The sequence below is a fragment of the Chryseomicrobium imtechense genome (assembly GCF_041475995.1).
In the GTDB taxonomy this organism is placed as follows: Bacteria; Bacillota; Bacilli; order Bacillales_A; family Planococcaceae; genus Chryseomicrobium; species Chryseomicrobium aureum.
The window spans coordinates 94,086-107,166 of the sequence record NZ_JBGOBM010000005.1 but is presented as its reverse complement, the minus strand read 5'-3'; the positions used below and the strand labels follow the sequence as shown (position 1 = coordinate 107,166).

Sequence of the window (13,081 nt, the reverse complement as noted above, 5' to 3'; positions counted from 1 at the left end):
TAATGAAAAAAATAATACTAGTAGTTCTTATCGCATTAGCCCTGCCTATTGGTGGATACTTTGGATATGGCTACTATCAAGAGAAGCAAGTTGAAGCGAAAGCAGCAAAAGAGATTGAAGAAATCGCGCTAAAGCGTTTTTTGACTGACACAATTACAACAAACCTTGCTTCTAATGAGTTTGCGGTAGTTCAGTTCGCAATTGAATTAGACAAAGTTGAAGGTAGGGAAGTATTGGATAACTATGCTCCTGAAGTGCGAGCCGCAGTTATCTCTACTATGACAAGTCTCGAGAGACAAGAACTGCAGGGAGAGCAAGGGCTTGAAACACTTGAGAGCCGGATGAAAGAAGCCGTGCAAGAGATTATACCAAGCGAAAAAGTTGTTCGTGTCATGGTGACAGAATTTAAAGTACAATAAAAGCTAAACAAACTGGTGAATCAGCCGATACTTTAATTAAGGTGGTGAAGGAAATGAATGTAGAGAAAACCGGGAATTTTCCCCAAGTTCAATCATATAATAAGGCGCAAAAAGTTCAGCAGGTAAAACCGACCTTGGCGACAACTGGTGAAGATCACGTTCAGATTTCTAGCCAAGCACAGGAGATGTTTCATAAAGTTTCGCAGGCAGCTGTTCGACAAGAGAAGGTTACTATGATTAAACAACAAATTGAAGAGGGAACCTACAAAATCGACACAAAGAAGATTGCTACAGATATAAGTGATTTTTGGTTTGGAAAACAAGGAGAATCAAAATGAGTGATGTAGGAAATCAATTACTTGCTCTTGTGAAACAATTAGTAGAATTAGCCATTGAAAAAGAACAGGCGATAACCACAAGAGAATTAGAGAGGTTAGAAACCTTAAATAAACAAGAACTTACTATTCTTAAAGAACTTTCTACACTAGAAAAACAGCAAATTCTTCCTCAGCCAGATGAAGTTATAGTAGAAATGCAACGTTTTCAGAAACAGCTTCGAGAGCAGTTAAAAACTAATCAGCAATTATTAGAAGATGCGCTGCAATTTACCCGGTATTTACTTGGACAAATTACAGAACAGAATGAATCCCAATCGTATCAACCAGGCAATCAAGCAACTCCAGGACGTTCAGTTGCATTTGATTTTAAAGCCTAGTAGGAGGACAAAAGATGTCTACGTTTCACGGACTTGAAGTTGGAAAGCGTGGCATTACGACTGCCCAAACACAATTAAATACAACGGGTCACAATATGACGAACGCTGCTACTCCTGGCTATTCTAGACAAAGTGTAGGTGCTACTTCTTCGACGCCTACCCAAGTTTTCACTACTCAATCACCTAATGGCCAATTAGGCACTGGTGTATTAACGGATTCCATCACTAGATTACGTGATCAATTTCTTGATAGTAAGTTCTGGGGGCAATCTGCACAAGCAGGGGACTTATCAATGCAAGCATCCGCATTAGGTGAGCTTGAAAAGCTAATGCAAGGCTCAAATGATGGAAACATGCAAAAAGCCATGCAAGATGTTTGGGATGCCTGGGAGACTGTCATTACAAATCCCAATGACTCAGGTTCTAAGGCAGTACTGAATGAGCGATTTAAAAGTTTTGTAGAAACTGCTTCACATCTAGAAAATGAAATAAATGCAATTGAATCAAGATTAAATGAACAGGAAGTTGTTACACGGGAGCAAGCAAATTCTTTACTCATCTCAATTTCTGGGTTAAATGATGTGATTTATCGTTCAGGAGGAAAAGATAACGATGCGATGGATCAACGAGATCGATTGATTGATCAATTATCTGGATTAGTTGGACTTCGAGTAACTCCTGGTGAAAAAGGAATGATTTCACTCCAACTGCAAAATGGGATTGGATTGATTGCTGGCAAAGAAATCCTCAATTCATTTACATCTACTACCCAAGTTGATTCTGGAGCTCTAGCAGGAATTAGTAAAGTAAAAGAAACTATCGCTGCATTTAAAAACAATTTACAAGAATTAAATGTTAGCTTTACAGCAGCATCAAATCCACTTTCTAGTCAAAGTTCAACTAGGGTAGAAGAGCAAAAAGAGAAGCACCATCAACTATGGCAAGGAATGATTGGCGAACTTGGAACAAGAACAAATAGCTTAAATCGTGCACGAGATACTGCGATTCTTGCAAAAAATGGAACAGAACAAGATCGTCAATCGGTTATGGGTGTTTCTCTAGATGAAGAAATGTCTAACTTGATAAAGTATCAGCATGCCTATAATGCAGCGGCTCGATTAGTCTCAACAACCGATCAGCTTCTTGATACAATTATTAATCGAATGGGCGTATAGTGAGGAGTATTTAGCATGAGAATAAGTCATCAAATGTTACATAACCAATCAACACAGCGTATTCAACAGAATATGGTGAGAATGACGGAAACCTTTGCACAAGCTTCAAGTGGGAAAAAGAGTCAGCGTCCCTCAGATGCACCTGGTGAAACTGTCCAATCGATGAAATTGAAGCATCAGCTTGCTGATTTAGAGCAGTATAAAAAAAATCAAGGCCAAGCGGAACTCTTTCTAGATGAAGTCGATAATAAACTTCAATCCATGTCGGGCATTATGCAACGTATCAACGAACTAGGTATTCAAGCAAACAATGATGCTTTGTTTAAAGGTGAGCGAGATATTATAAACAATGAATTGACTGAGCTCACAACTGAACTACAGTCTATTGTAAACTTTGAAGTTAACGGCGAAGCTTTATTTACAAAAGATCAGCCAAAGGTCATTCAAGTGGCGAAGGGAACATCATTAGAGGTGACTTTACCAGTAGATAATGCAATTGGAGATTTATTTACTACGCTTGCTGATATGAAAAGTAATTTATCTTCTAATCAGTATATTGATCTTGATGCATTGAAAGCTGCAACTGACCAAATCACAGACGTTTTAGCAGTGGCAGGCGCCAGGAAAAATCGTCTGGAATCTATTCAAAATCGTTTAGAAGACACGAAACTTGAACAAACGAAAAAACTTTCATCCATTGAAGGTGTCGATATGGCGGAAGTGCTAACACGTCTGAAGAGTGAAGAAGCTACTTACCAAGCAGGATTAGCAGCAACAAGTCGTTTGTACTCGGCATCACTAGTGGATTATTTAAAATAACATCAAATAAAAAGGCCGAATTGCTTACTTGCAATTCGGCTTATTTTATTTATTTATTGTATTGATAAGACCCCGCATATCATCTGCAAATGAGATTGCGCGACTAGTAGATTGTATCAATCGTTGCGTTGCAATCATTTCCGTAGTTTCCGAAGTCATGTCAACATTGGATTGTTCTAGAGCGCCTTGTGTTACTAGTCCTGCACGGGCATTCCCATTTAGACGAGTAAAACTACCATCAGCCGTCATCTGCTGTAAATTTCCTATAAATGAGTAACGATTCACGCCATTCTCAACGATAGTAGAAGGACGGTCAATTTGCGTTAGCTCAAGAGTATAGGTAACAGCTGGCTTTGCCTGATTCTTAAACCTTGCTATTACTTGCCCTTGATCTGTGATTTGTAGAGAATCTAAATCTTCATCAAACCGCAAAGGTTGCCCTGATATATCAAGTAAACGATCACCTGAGCCTGTTACTAAGTAGTTAAATCCATCTTGTGGATTGAAAGCGACATCTAGATTTCCGCTTCGAGAATAATAAGAAGTATCTCCAGCGCCTACACTGAAAAATGTATTCTTCTGCATTAAAGCGATGTCATATTGACGATTTGTAGTCTTAATACTACCCTGTTCACTTAATGTAGTTGTTCCCATATGTACAACGCCATTACCTAAACGAAGACCATTTGGAGTAGCACGCCCAGTCTCATACCGACCTGCTTGCATAGTCATGGCACTTGTTAGCGCATCAGAGAAGAGTACATCTTGTCGTTTGTATGCTGTTGTATCTAGGTTCGACATATTATGTGCAATCGTATCCATTTTTTGAGTAAGTTGTTTTAACGATGACGTTGCAGTATGTAATTGAATCATTGTCTGCTAGCTCCCTTATACACGTCCGATTTCCGTCACTGCTTTTTGCATGCTTTGATCATATGCTTGTATTACTTTTTGATTCGATTCGAATCCTCGATATGTTTTCAGCATATCCGTCATAATTCGTGTCATGTCCACGTTGGATTGTTCAAGAAATCCTTGTGACACTAACGGACTTCCTGTACCAGCGATTGCTGAAGTGCTAGCCAGTACTGGTGCATTTTCAGCAGCCCCTTCATAACGCAGTAGACCAGATCCTTCTTTAACAAAAGAAAGAGGATCTGAAGCGTATCCAATCCAAAGAGAGTCAGAAATAACTCCATCGATTTCTAACAAACCTTGATCGTCCACTTTAAAATCTAATGACGATAATTGAATCTGCTCTCCAGCTCGATTTAAAACTCGATCACCAGCTGCTGTTCTTAAAACCCCAGTTTGATCAACGACGAACTGACCATTTTGGGTATAGCGAATTTCATTATTTGCAGTTTGCACTTGAAATACAAGAGTTCCCCTTTGATTTGTCTGGGAATCCTGAGGAAGAAAAGAACTTTGTAATGCAAAATCAGTAGTATTTGCAGTTTGTTTTAAAATACCTTGCGTAAATTGTGGGATAGCCTCTTGGGCATAAGTGCCAACACTCAACGTTCCAGCATAATTCGCATTTGAATTTGGACCGCCCATTTTTTCAATCAACTGTTGCGGGAAGGTTCGAAAGGTCGTGATATCACTCTTGAATCCTGGGGTAACAGCATTCGACAAATTATTTGTCAATATTTGTTGTTGTCGATTATAGGCCATCATACCTGAAGTAGCGGCATACAAACCTCGAAACATACTCAATCCCCTCCATAATCCTATACATTTACAATTTTCGAACTCTATAGACCAAATAATAGCACAAATAATCTGCAAAAATAGGCTTTTTTTCACACAAACCTAATTTTTGTGATAATAGTCCTAAACTAATTTTAAATTATTTATGTTACTATTCATCTTGCAATGTTACAAATAAATTAAAAATCGACAACATAGAATTACAAAAATAGGACTTTTTCTAAAAAAGCGTAGAAAGGATCGATTTGAATGAACCTTTTTTCACCTATAGTCAGTCAATTGGAGAACGGAATACATACTGCTGCATTAAAACAAAAAACCCATGCCTCTAATATTGCCAATGTCGATACACCTAATTACAAAGCACAAAAAGTGTCATTTAAGACTAATCTAGATCAACACCTTCAATCAAATCAATTAACAGCAATTCGAACAAACTCTCAACACCTCTCTTTCTCAAATGAACTAGCGAATGGTTTGAAAGTAGAGATAAATCAAAGTACACAGCGACAACCTAACGGAAATAATGTCGATATCGATGTTGAAATGGCTGAAATTGCGAAAAATCAATTGTGGTATAACGCGCTGACAGAACGGATTAATGGGAAGTTTTCAAGTCTGCGATCTGTGATAAATGATGGGAAGTGAATTAGTTGAGCTTATTTAGTGGTATGAATGCAAGTGCATCGGGATTAACAGTAAATCGCTTGCGAATGGATGTTGTATCCTCGAATATTGCAAATGCGGAAACGACTAGAGGCAGTATTGTAGATGGAGAATGGGTACCGTATAGAAGAAAAATTGTTGAATTACAAAGTTTTCATCAGCAGTTTTCAACTGCCCTCAATGGGAGGTCGGTTACAACAGGTGTGACTGTCGATCGAATAAAAAATGATGAGAGTCCATTCCAACAAATCTTTGATCCAGAACATCCAGAGGCAAATGAAGCGGGATATGTACTTTTACCAAATGTTGATCCATTAAAAGAAATGGTAGATTTAATGTCTGCCACTCGCTCATATGAGGCAAACGTTACAGCGTTTAATGCTTCTAAAAGTATGTTTATGAAAGCCTTAGAAATTGGCAAATGAGGAGATACATAAATGAATCCACTAACAGGGACCACTGAAACCACATTTTTAAATCCAACTTTTTTTAAACCAGCAGAAGCGAAAATCGCTGGTGCTGGTTTTCAAGCTTTCTTGCAACAATCCATTCAACAGGTAGATCAGGCACAAAAAGTTTCGGATCAGATGACAGCAGGCCTAATTAGTGGCCGAGTTGAGAATGTTCATGAAGTAATGATAGCTGCTCAAAAAGCCAGTCTTTCATTGGACCTTACAATGCAAGTCCGAAACAAAATGGTAGAGGCCTATCAAGAAGTGATGAGAATGCAAGTCTAGACAAAGGTAGGTCGTGACATACATATGAAAGAACAATTTGCACAAATTCAACTAAAGGCACGAGAAAGTTGGAATGCGATTCCTCCGAGAACGAAAAAGTTAGGAATCATCACATTTTTAATCTCCTTATTACTTTTATCGGTCGTGTTATTTTTTCTAACAAGAACATCCATGACAGTACTTTATAATAATTTGACTCCTGCTGAGGCTGGAGAAGTGAAAGCTGCAATCGAACAAAGAGGGATTCAAGTAGAGGTAGCAGCTGATGGAACTTCATTGAGCGTCCCACGTGAACAAGTGAATGAATTGAAATTAGCTCTTGCTGCTGAAGGAATTCCTAGAAATGGTAGTGTGAATTACAGTATCTTCAGTGAAAATATGGGCATGGGAATGACAGATCGCCATTTTGATGTAGTTGAGCGAGATGCCATGCAAACAGAAATCTCTACACTTATAAGACAAATTGATGGTGTACAAGATGCAAATGTAATGATTACGCTTCCAAAAGAGTCAATTTGGATTACTGAAGAGACGAAGACCGCTAGTGCATCTGTAGTATTACGTAGTAGCCCTGGTTTTTATTTAGAGCAGAGCCAAGTGAATGGTCTCTACCACTTAATTAGCAAAAGTGTTCCAAACCTTCCTGCTGAAGAAATTGTGATTATGGATCAAAATGGACAAGTCTATGAAGTTCAAAATGAGGGGCAAGCGAATACAACCTTATCTATTTATCAGCAGCAAAGGGAAGTACGAAAAGGTATTGAAACAGATATCCAACGTGAAATTCAACAAATGCTAAGTATGCTAATGGGACAAGACAAAGTGATTGTCTCTGTAACTGCAAGTGTAGATTTTACAACGGAGAGAAGAGAAGAAAATTTAGTACAAGCTCCTATTGAAGAAACAAATGAAGGTTTAGATATAAGTGTTGAACGCATTGTGGAGTCTTACACAGGCGAATCAGGACTCGATGAGGATGCAACAGGTACTGGGGAAGGGGAAATTCCTAATTTTCCAGGAGTTGACGGTGCGGAAACAAGTGATTCTGAAAGAACAGAAGAACGAATCAATCGTGAAATTAATCGCATTCAAAGACAAATTGAAAAAAATCCATATATCATCGACGATTTAACAATCAATGTGGGCATAGAACCACCGATTGCCAATGACCCTACAAGTCTTTCACCGGAACTTGTAGGTGAAGTTCGAGGGATTGTTTCTAATGTGGTAGCAGCCTCTCTAAGCCTAAACGAAATACCACCAGAAGAACTTAATGTAGACGAGCGTGTGACAGTTTTTGCAACTGAGTTCTTAGGAAAACAAGAGGTTGCAGTGGAGGAAAACCCACTCACTCTATCTAGACTTCTACAAAATCCGTATGTATTTATCGTAGGTGGCGTTTTATTATTTGCATTAGTTGTTGTGGCGTTCATTGTTATAGCTCGTATACGCAAACGTAAAGAGGAAGAGTTCTTTGATGAGATGGAACAAGAGGCTTTAGTACAGCTTGAAACAAAAGTTGCTGAAGAGTTGGCAGTGGAAACACGTGTGAATCCGAAGCGTGACATGATTGAAAAACTGGCAACTACACAACCAGAAGACTTTGCGAAATTATTAAGAGCATGGATGACAGATAAGTAGGGAGTGATTTTATGACCACACCATCGCCAACGACCAAACAATTAAAAGGAATTCAGAAGGCTGCTATCTTAATGGTCGGATTAGGGCCAGACTCATCTGCTGAAATATTTAAACATCTTTCTGAAGCAGAGATTGATTTACTATCCATTGAAATTGCTAAAGTTCGACATTTGAGAAGTAGTCAAACACGACATGTGATTGATGAATTCTATGAAATTATGATAGCTCAAGACTATATGGACGAGGGCGGAATAGACTACGCTCACGAAGTTTTAGAGAAAGCACTTGGTAGTGAGAAGGCAAAAGAAGTTATTACACGAATTACGACTAAATCGCGACCAAAACCTTTCCAATTTGCGCGAACGGTTGATACACATAGTCTTTTCGTAGCACTTCGGGACGAGCATCCCCAGACAATTGCAGTGGTGCTATCTCAACTAGAAACTTTAAAGGCGTCAGCGATTTTATCACTACTAGATAATCCAAAGCGTTCTGAGGTTGCAAAGCGTGTTGCAACACTGACACCCCCAGCATATGAAATTATTGAAGAAATTGAACGTGTAATTGAAGCGAAATTATCCACAACTAGCCTAGGCAAGATGAGAGATTATGATGGTGTGGATTCAATTGTGACAATGCTAAATCAAGTGGATCGCGCAACTGAGCGATCAATTCTTGAAAGCCTTGAAGTACAAGATCCACTCTTAGTCACAAAAATACGTCAGAAGATGTTCATATTTGAAAATTTACCACTCTTAGATGCCAGGTCTCTTCAACGTGTTATGCAAAATGTTCAAGATGAAGATCTTATTAAAGCATTAAAAGTTACTGAAGAAGAGATTCGTGAAGTATTACTAAAATCTATTTCAACTCGACGGGCAGAAACTGTTCTCGAGGAATTAGAAATGACTGGACCAATAAAGTTAAAAGAAGTAGAAGAAGCTCAAGGAGCCATTGTAGCGATTGTACGACAATTGGAGCAGAGTGGAGAAATCACGATTACAAGACCTGAAGGAGATGAAGTCATTGGCTAACTTCATTCGACTACCATCTACTCCAGAACATTCTCGTCCAATCCCTGTTCCATGGCAGAACCAAAGTGCTACTTCTCCACTTGATCAAACAATTAATTTGGATGAAGAAAGACAAGAGTTTCTTGACTCATTAGAGGAAGAAAAAAAACGGATACTCGCTGAAGCGATGCGCGAAGCAGAAGAGCAATGTGAACAGATAAAAAAAAGAGCTTGGGAAGAAGGGTTTGCCTCTGGGATGAATCAAGCTAAGCTCAATGCAGACACACTTCTAAAAGAGCAGATGAATAATTTGGCTGAACTTCAAAGAACGATTTTAAGTGAAAGAAAACGCTACATTGTTAGCGCTGAGCGGCAACTTATTGAACTTGCTCTCTCAGTTTCAAATAAACTCATTGCGAATCATCTGAGTGCATCTTCTTCTAATGTTGTACACCTAGTGAACCAACATCTACAAAGAGTTGAAGATACTCAAGAGATTACCCTACATGTTTCATTGGAAGATTTTAATGCTATCCAATTACAAAGAGAGGAAATAGAAAGCATTCTACCACCGTTCACGCCACTAGTAATTCTACCAGTAAAGGAATTATCGAGTGGAGACGTCATTATTCATACGCAAGCGAGCCGTTATGATGCACGAATCGATAGCCAATTAGCGGAGATAAAAAATCATTTAGTGAAACTAAGTGAGGAGAATGCCTATGAGTACTTGGAATCCAACACTCTATCTTGATGCATTACAGTCCATTCAACCCACAACAAAGCAAGGCAAAGTCGTCCAGGTAATAGGTTTGACTGTGGAGTCATTAGGTCCACATGCTACTATAGGTGAGGTTTGTCTCATCTATCCGAGCGAATTTGCAAAACCTGTCGAAGCAGAAGTTGTAGGTTTTCGAGAAAATCGATTGATGCTCATGCCATACGGTGACTTATCTCAAATTGGTCCAGGTTCCCTTGTAGTGTCGACACACCGAACACTTGAAATACCAGTGGGACGAGGACTTTTAGGTGCTGTAATTGATGGTTTTGGAAGACCTTTAGAAAGCTCGCGTCCAATGGCAGGTTTGGTTTATACACAGACTGACAGAATGCCTCCTTCTCCACTCACACGACCTAGAATAGATAAACCTTTAGAGTTAGGTGTAAAGGCGATAGATGGATTATTAACAGTTGGTAAAGGTCAACGCATTGGTCTTTTTGCAGGAAGTGGAGTAGGCAAAAGCACACTGCTAGGTATGATAGCTCGGCAAACAGAAGCTGAAATTATTATTATTGGCCTAATCGGTGAGCGAGGACGAGAAGTTCGTGAATTTATTGAACGTGATTTAAGTAAAGAGATGCGAGAAAAATCAGTTGTGGTTGCAGTAACGTCCGATCAATCTCCACTTCATAGGATAAAAGGTGCCCAAACTGCAACAGCCATTGCAGAATATTTTCGGGATCAAGGCCACCAAGTATTATTGTTAATGGATAGCGTTACGCGATTTGCTATGGCACAGAGGGAGCTTGGATTGGCAATTGGAGAGCCACCCACAACAAAAGGATATACACCAAGTGTTTTTACAAAACTGCCTCAATTACTTGAGAGGTCAGGAACGGCAGAGAACGGAACAATCACAGCAATTTATACAGTTTTGGTTGATGGGGATGATTTCAATGAACCGATCGCAGATGCTGTGCGTGGAATTTTAGATGGACATATCATCTTAAGTAGAAAAATTGCTCAAAAAGGATTATTTCCTGCAATAGATGTGACAGCGAGTGTGAGTCGTTTAATGGATGAAATCACCGACAAATCGCACCAATTGGCTGCTCAAAAATTAAAGAGGTTTTTATCTATTTATCAAGAGGCGGAAGATTTGCTAGCCATTGGTGCATATAAGCCTGGTGGACAGCCTGAATTAGATGATGCTATAGCTCTTTATCCATCAATTAAAGAATTTCTATTACAAGATCGGCATCAACCATCTGCTTTCAATGAAACGGTGGATGACTTAATTTTACAATTTGGAGGGAATTGATTGTGACTTTTTCCTATAAGTATCAAAGAACTGTAGATATAAGAGAAGTTCAACAAAAGGCAGTTGAACTTGAAGTACATGAAACACGTACACAACTTTCAGCAGTTGAATTGAGTAAACAAGAAATTATTGATGACTTGCATACGCTTTACAACGAAAAAGAGCAAAAACAATTAATGGGCATTCGTGTACAAGAGCTTCAAAATTATGAAGCTTATCAGCTTTACATTTCTAATAAACTAAAGGTTACTCAAAATAGTTCTGACCAGTTAAAAAATCAATTAGTTTTAAAACAAGAAAGGCTTCTCACCGTTTCTCAGGAAACAAAAAAGTGGGACCGTCTTAAAGAAAATGCATACGCCACTCATAGTGAACATCAAAAACAACTTGAACAGAAAGCGTTAGATGAACTTACAACAACTCGTTTTCAACTATCTGGAACTAAGTAGGAGGAATGAAATGAAAGTTCTGCAAACGGAATTCATGTTTTCTGCATCTGAACCCAAAATAGTGAGTTTGAAAACTTCTTGCACACCATCTAGTCCATTTCATCAATTATTCGAAGCTCTTCAACAAAATGAGGGGGTTCTTGAGGAATTGAAGAATGAAATTTTAGATGATGAAATCAAATCTACTCTTTCAGTGAAAGTGAGTAGGGAAGTTCATACAGAAGTTGCCGAACTGTTAGAAGATTTACCCACTATAGAGGAGCGACCTTTACTCGAAACTCCCTTATATGAAAGTCGTCAACAAGCGATATCAATGCCCATTCAAACTATGCCTTGGCTACCCAAAGGGCTCATAACATTGCCGAAAAATCCAATTCCAAAAGCATTAGGTGCAGTTGAAGATGACTTTAAGTCAATTCCTATAATGTTACCAAAAAGTAGAGCGGATTCGTTGGTGGATAGTGAGGGTTTATTTAAAATCGAAGACCCAGGCAGTGAAATGCAGTCAACACTTGAACGAGTAAATGGTCAACCGCTTTCAGGCATTCTAAAAGAAGTAGCTGGCATTCCATTTCCTCCTAAGAAGACTGTAGCACCTGATGATTTTAAAATAAGCTCACAGCAAGAACTTGTGAGTAAGCATGCAATCAGTGAAAGCTCAGAAATTTTTGAAGAGCCAACTTCACTTGGTGATAGTAATCCGGAGCATTTGGTAGAAAGTAAGAAAGATATTTCACTAGTATTGTCTCCTGAATCTACAAAACTGGTTGAAAGACTTAGCGGAAAGTCGTCTGTTCAGTCGAAAGAGTTTGAACCGCTGCGAACAGAGCTAACAAGATTCCTAATGTCACCAATTCGAGATTCAATTACTTCGGTGAGTTCTCTTAGAATTCAAGTCTTCCCTGAACACCTTGGACATATTGATTTATTGGTGTCCGTTGAAGAGGGGGCAGTGCGCGTGCAGTTAGCTACCTCATCACTACATGCAAAGGAAGCAATTGAACACCAGTTACCTCAACTAAGACAAGCACTTTTCGATCAAGGAGTTTTAGTCGAAAGTATCGATATTGACTGGCGTTCAGAAAAAGAGTCTACCAAACAAAATTCTCACCAGAGGGAATCATCAACGGGTCAGGAACAATCACTAGTACATCGTGAAGAAGTGGACAACACGAAAACATCACAACATGAAGAATCATCCGGAATTGATTATAGCGTGTAAGGGGGTGACGAGATGAATATTACGACTGTAAACGGGACAACGACTTACCAAGCAACAGACACAAAAACTAGTGGTACTCAAGGGTTAGGGCAAGATGCATTTATGAAAATTTTGATTGCCCAGTTACGTAATCAGAATCCTCTCGAGCCAATGAAAGACGCTGAATTTATTGCCCAGATGGCACAATTCACAAGCTTAGAGCAGCTAACTGCATTAAATAAAACTATGACATCTTATACAGAAAAAATGTCTGGTGGGACTATGGCGGACTATGCAGAGATGATTGGCAAACAGATTTCATGGAAAAATGCCGACACTTCTCAAGTTGAAAGTGGCGTCGTTCAGTCTATTGTCAAAGATGAAGGAAAGTTCTATGCAACATTGTTAGAAGGCGATGCACGCATTGATTTATCCACTGTTACATTACTTCAAGCCGCTCCTATCACGGACACTACTACATAAAAGGGGAA

General features: G+C 39.0%; 16 protein-coding genes and 2 pseudogenes. 16 read left to right on the top strand and 2 right to left on the bottom strand.

The annotated features are described in order from the left end of the window. The first annotated feature begins 2 nt into the window (after positions 1-2). The 6 genes and pseudogenes from AB5N96_RS06680 (at position 3) to AB5N96_RS06655 (ending at position 3,128) form a co-directional block, all read left to right on the top strand. Positions 3-419, top strand: a complete 417-nt coding sequence (locus AB5N96_RS06680; protein ID WP_204589624.1) for a flagellar basal body-associated FliL family protein — start codon at positions 3-5, stop codon at positions 417-419. A 53-nt stretch (positions 420-472) separates the two neighbouring features. Next, complete coding sequence (gene flgM, locus AB5N96_RS06675; protein WP_204589623.1) at positions 473-757, top strand: flagellar biosynthesis anti-sigma factor FlgM; 285 nt, start codon at positions 473-475, stop codon at positions 755-757. Then, a complete protein-coding gene (locus AB5N96_RS06670; protein WP_204589622.1) occupies positions 754-1,134 on the top strand; it encodes a hypothetical protein in 381 nt (126 codons plus the stop codon). The genes flgM and AB5N96_RS06670 overlap by 4 nt, the downstream gene beginning before the upstream one ends. A 14-nt stretch (positions 1,135-1,148) precedes the next feature. Beyond that, positions 1,149-1,922, top strand: a pseudogene (gene flgK, locus AB5N96_RS06665) (flagellar hook-associated protein FlgK); the annotation flags it as partial. A gap of 234 nt (positions 1,923-2,156) precedes the next feature. Continuing rightward, positions 2,157-2,309, top strand: a pseudogene (locus tag AB5N96_RS06660) (flagellar basal body rod C-terminal domain-containing protein); the annotation flags it as partial. A gap of 15 nt (positions 2,310-2,324) precedes the next feature. Further along, positions 2,325-3,128, top strand: coding sequence for a flagellin N-terminal helical domain-containing protein (locus AB5N96_RS06655; protein ID WP_204589621.1), 804 nt, complete (start codon positions 2,325-2,327; stop codon positions 3,126-3,128). Positions 3,129-3,173: 45 nt separating this feature from the next. Here the strand turns inward: AB5N96_RS06655 and AB5N96_RS06650 are convergent, their stop codons facing one another. Both AB5N96_RS06650 and AB5N96_RS06645 read right to left on the bottom strand, forming a co-directional pair. After that, entirely contained in the window at positions 3,174-4,001 is an 828-nt protein-coding gene (locus AB5N96_RS06650) for a flagellar hook-basal body protein (protein WP_499705013.1), read from the bottom strand. A 15-nt stretch (positions 4,002-4,016) separates the two neighbouring features. Next, complete coding sequence (locus AB5N96_RS06645) at positions 4,017-4,841, bottom strand: flagellar hook-basal body protein (protein WP_499705012.1); 825 nt, start codon at positions 4,839-4,841, stop codon at positions 4,017-4,019. A gap of 249 nt (positions 4,842-5,090) precedes the next feature. Here AB5N96_RS06645 and flgB point away from each other — a divergent pair, with 249 nt between their 5' ends. The 10 genes from flgB to AB5N96_RS06595 all read left to right on the top strand — a co-directional run bounded on the left by flgB (position 5,091) and on the right by AB5N96_RS06595 (position 13,073). Continuing rightward, positions 5,091-5,489, top strand: coding sequence for a flagellar basal body rod protein FlgB (gene flgB, locus AB5N96_RS06640; protein ID WP_204589618.1), 399 nt, complete (start codon positions 5,091-5,093; stop codon positions 5,487-5,489). Between the two features lie 5 nt (positions 5,490-5,494). Further along, positions 5,495-5,932, top strand: coding sequence for a flagellar basal body rod protein FlgC (flgC, locus tag AB5N96_RS06635; protein ID WP_204589617.1), 438 nt, complete (start codon positions 5,495-5,497; stop codon positions 5,930-5,932). A 12-nt stretch (positions 5,933-5,944) separates the two neighbouring features. After that, a complete protein-coding gene (gene fliE / locus AB5N96_RS06630; protein WP_204589616.1) occupies positions 5,945-6,244 on the top strand; it encodes a flagellar hook-basal body complex protein FliE in 300 nt (99 codons plus the stop codon). Between the two features lie 24 nt (positions 6,245-6,268). Further along, positions 6,269-7,885 (top strand): flagellar basal-body MS-ring/collar protein FliF, encoded by a 1,617-nt coding sequence (gene fliF, locus AB5N96_RS06625; protein ID WP_204589615.1) that lies wholly within the window; start codon positions 6,269-6,271, stop codon positions 7,883-7,885. A gap of 11 nt (positions 7,886-7,896) precedes the next feature. Next, positions 7,897-8,919 carry a flagellar motor switch protein FliG gene (gene fliG, locus AB5N96_RS06620; RefSeq protein ID WP_499705011.1) on the top strand — a complete coding sequence of 341 codons (1,023 nt, stop codon included), beginning with the start codon at positions 7,897-7,899 and terminating at the stop codon, positions 8,917-8,919. Continuing rightward, positions 8,912-9,652, top strand: coding sequence for a FliH/SctL family protein (locus AB5N96_RS06615; RefSeq protein WP_499705010.1), 741 nt, complete (start codon positions 8,912-8,914; stop codon positions 9,650-9,652). Before fliG ends, AB5N96_RS06615 begins: the two co-directional genes overlap by 8 nt. Continuing rightward, positions 9,621-10,940 (top strand): FliI/YscN family ATPase, encoded by a 1,320-nt coding sequence (locus tag AB5N96_RS06610; RefSeq protein WP_499705009.1) that lies wholly within the window; start codon positions 9,621-9,623, stop codon positions 10,938-10,940. The genes AB5N96_RS06615 and AB5N96_RS06610 overlap by 32 nt, the downstream gene beginning before the upstream one ends. 2 nt (positions 10,941-10,942) lie before the next feature. Further along, positions 10,943-11,389 carry a flagellar FliJ family protein gene (locus AB5N96_RS06605; protein ID WP_499705008.1) on the top strand — a complete coding sequence of 149 codons (447 nt, stop codon included), beginning with the start codon at positions 10,943-10,945 and terminating at the stop codon, positions 11,387-11,389. 148 nt (positions 11,390-11,537) lie between these two features. Further along, the gene (locus AB5N96_RS06600; RefSeq protein WP_499705007.1) at positions 11,538-12,611 is read left to right on the top strand and encodes a flagellar hook-length control protein FliK; all 1,074 of its coding nucleotides are present in this window, start codon (positions 11,538-11,540) and stop codon (positions 12,609-12,611) included. Between the two features lie 12 nt (positions 12,612-12,623). Then, positions 12,624-13,073: a flagellar hook capping FlgD N-terminal domain-containing protein gene (locus tag AB5N96_RS06595; RefSeq protein WP_204589609.1), complete on the top strand. Its 450-nt coding sequence runs from the start codon at positions 12,624-12,626 to the stop codon at positions 13,071-13,073. The last annotated feature ends 8 nt before the right edge of the window (positions 13,074-13,081 follow it).

Coding starts and splice junctions, on each gene's coding strand:
- fliG (WP_499705011.1), top strand. CDS start 7,897: ATGACCACACCATCGCCAACGACCAAACAATTAAAAGGAATTCAGAAG.
- AB5N96_RS06650 (WP_499705013.1), bottom strand. CDS start 4,001: ATGATTCAATTACATACTGCAACGTCATCGTTAAAACAACTTACTCAA.
- AB5N96_RS06680 (WP_204589624.1), top strand. CDS start 3: ATGAAAAAAATAATACTAGTAGTTCTTATCGCATTAGCCCTGCCTATT.
- flgM (WP_204589623.1), top strand. CDS start 473: ATGAATGTAGAGAAAACCGGGAATTTTCCCCAAGTTCAATCATATAAT.
- AB5N96_RS06610 (WP_499705009.1), top strand. CDS start 9,621: ATGAGTACTTGGAATCCAACACTCTATCTTGATGCATTACAGTCCATT.
- flgB (WP_204589618.1), top strand. CDS start 5,091: ATGAACCTTTTTTCACCTATAGTCAGTCAATTGGAGAACGGAATACAT.
- AB5N96_RS06645 (WP_499705012.1), bottom strand. CDS start 4,841: ATGTTTCGAGGTTTGTATGCCGCTACTTCAGGTATGATGGCCTATAAT.
- AB5N96_RS06655 (WP_204589621.1), top strand. CDS start 2,325: ATGAGAATAAGTCATCAAATGTTACATAACCAATCAACACAGCGTATT.
- fliE (WP_204589616.1), top strand. CDS start 5,945: ATGAATCCACTAACAGGGACCACTGAAACCACATTTTTAAATCCAACT.
- AB5N96_RS06595 (WP_204589609.1), top strand. CDS start 12,624: ATGAATATTACGACTGTAAACGGGACAACGACTTACCAAGCAACAGAC.
- AB5N96_RS06670 (WP_204589622.1), top strand. CDS start 754: ATGAGTGATGTAGGAAATCAATTACTTGCTCTTGTGAAACAATTAGTA.
- fliF (WP_204589615.1), top strand. CDS start 6,269: ATGAAAGAACAATTTGCACAAATTCAACTAAAGGCACGAGAAAGTTGG.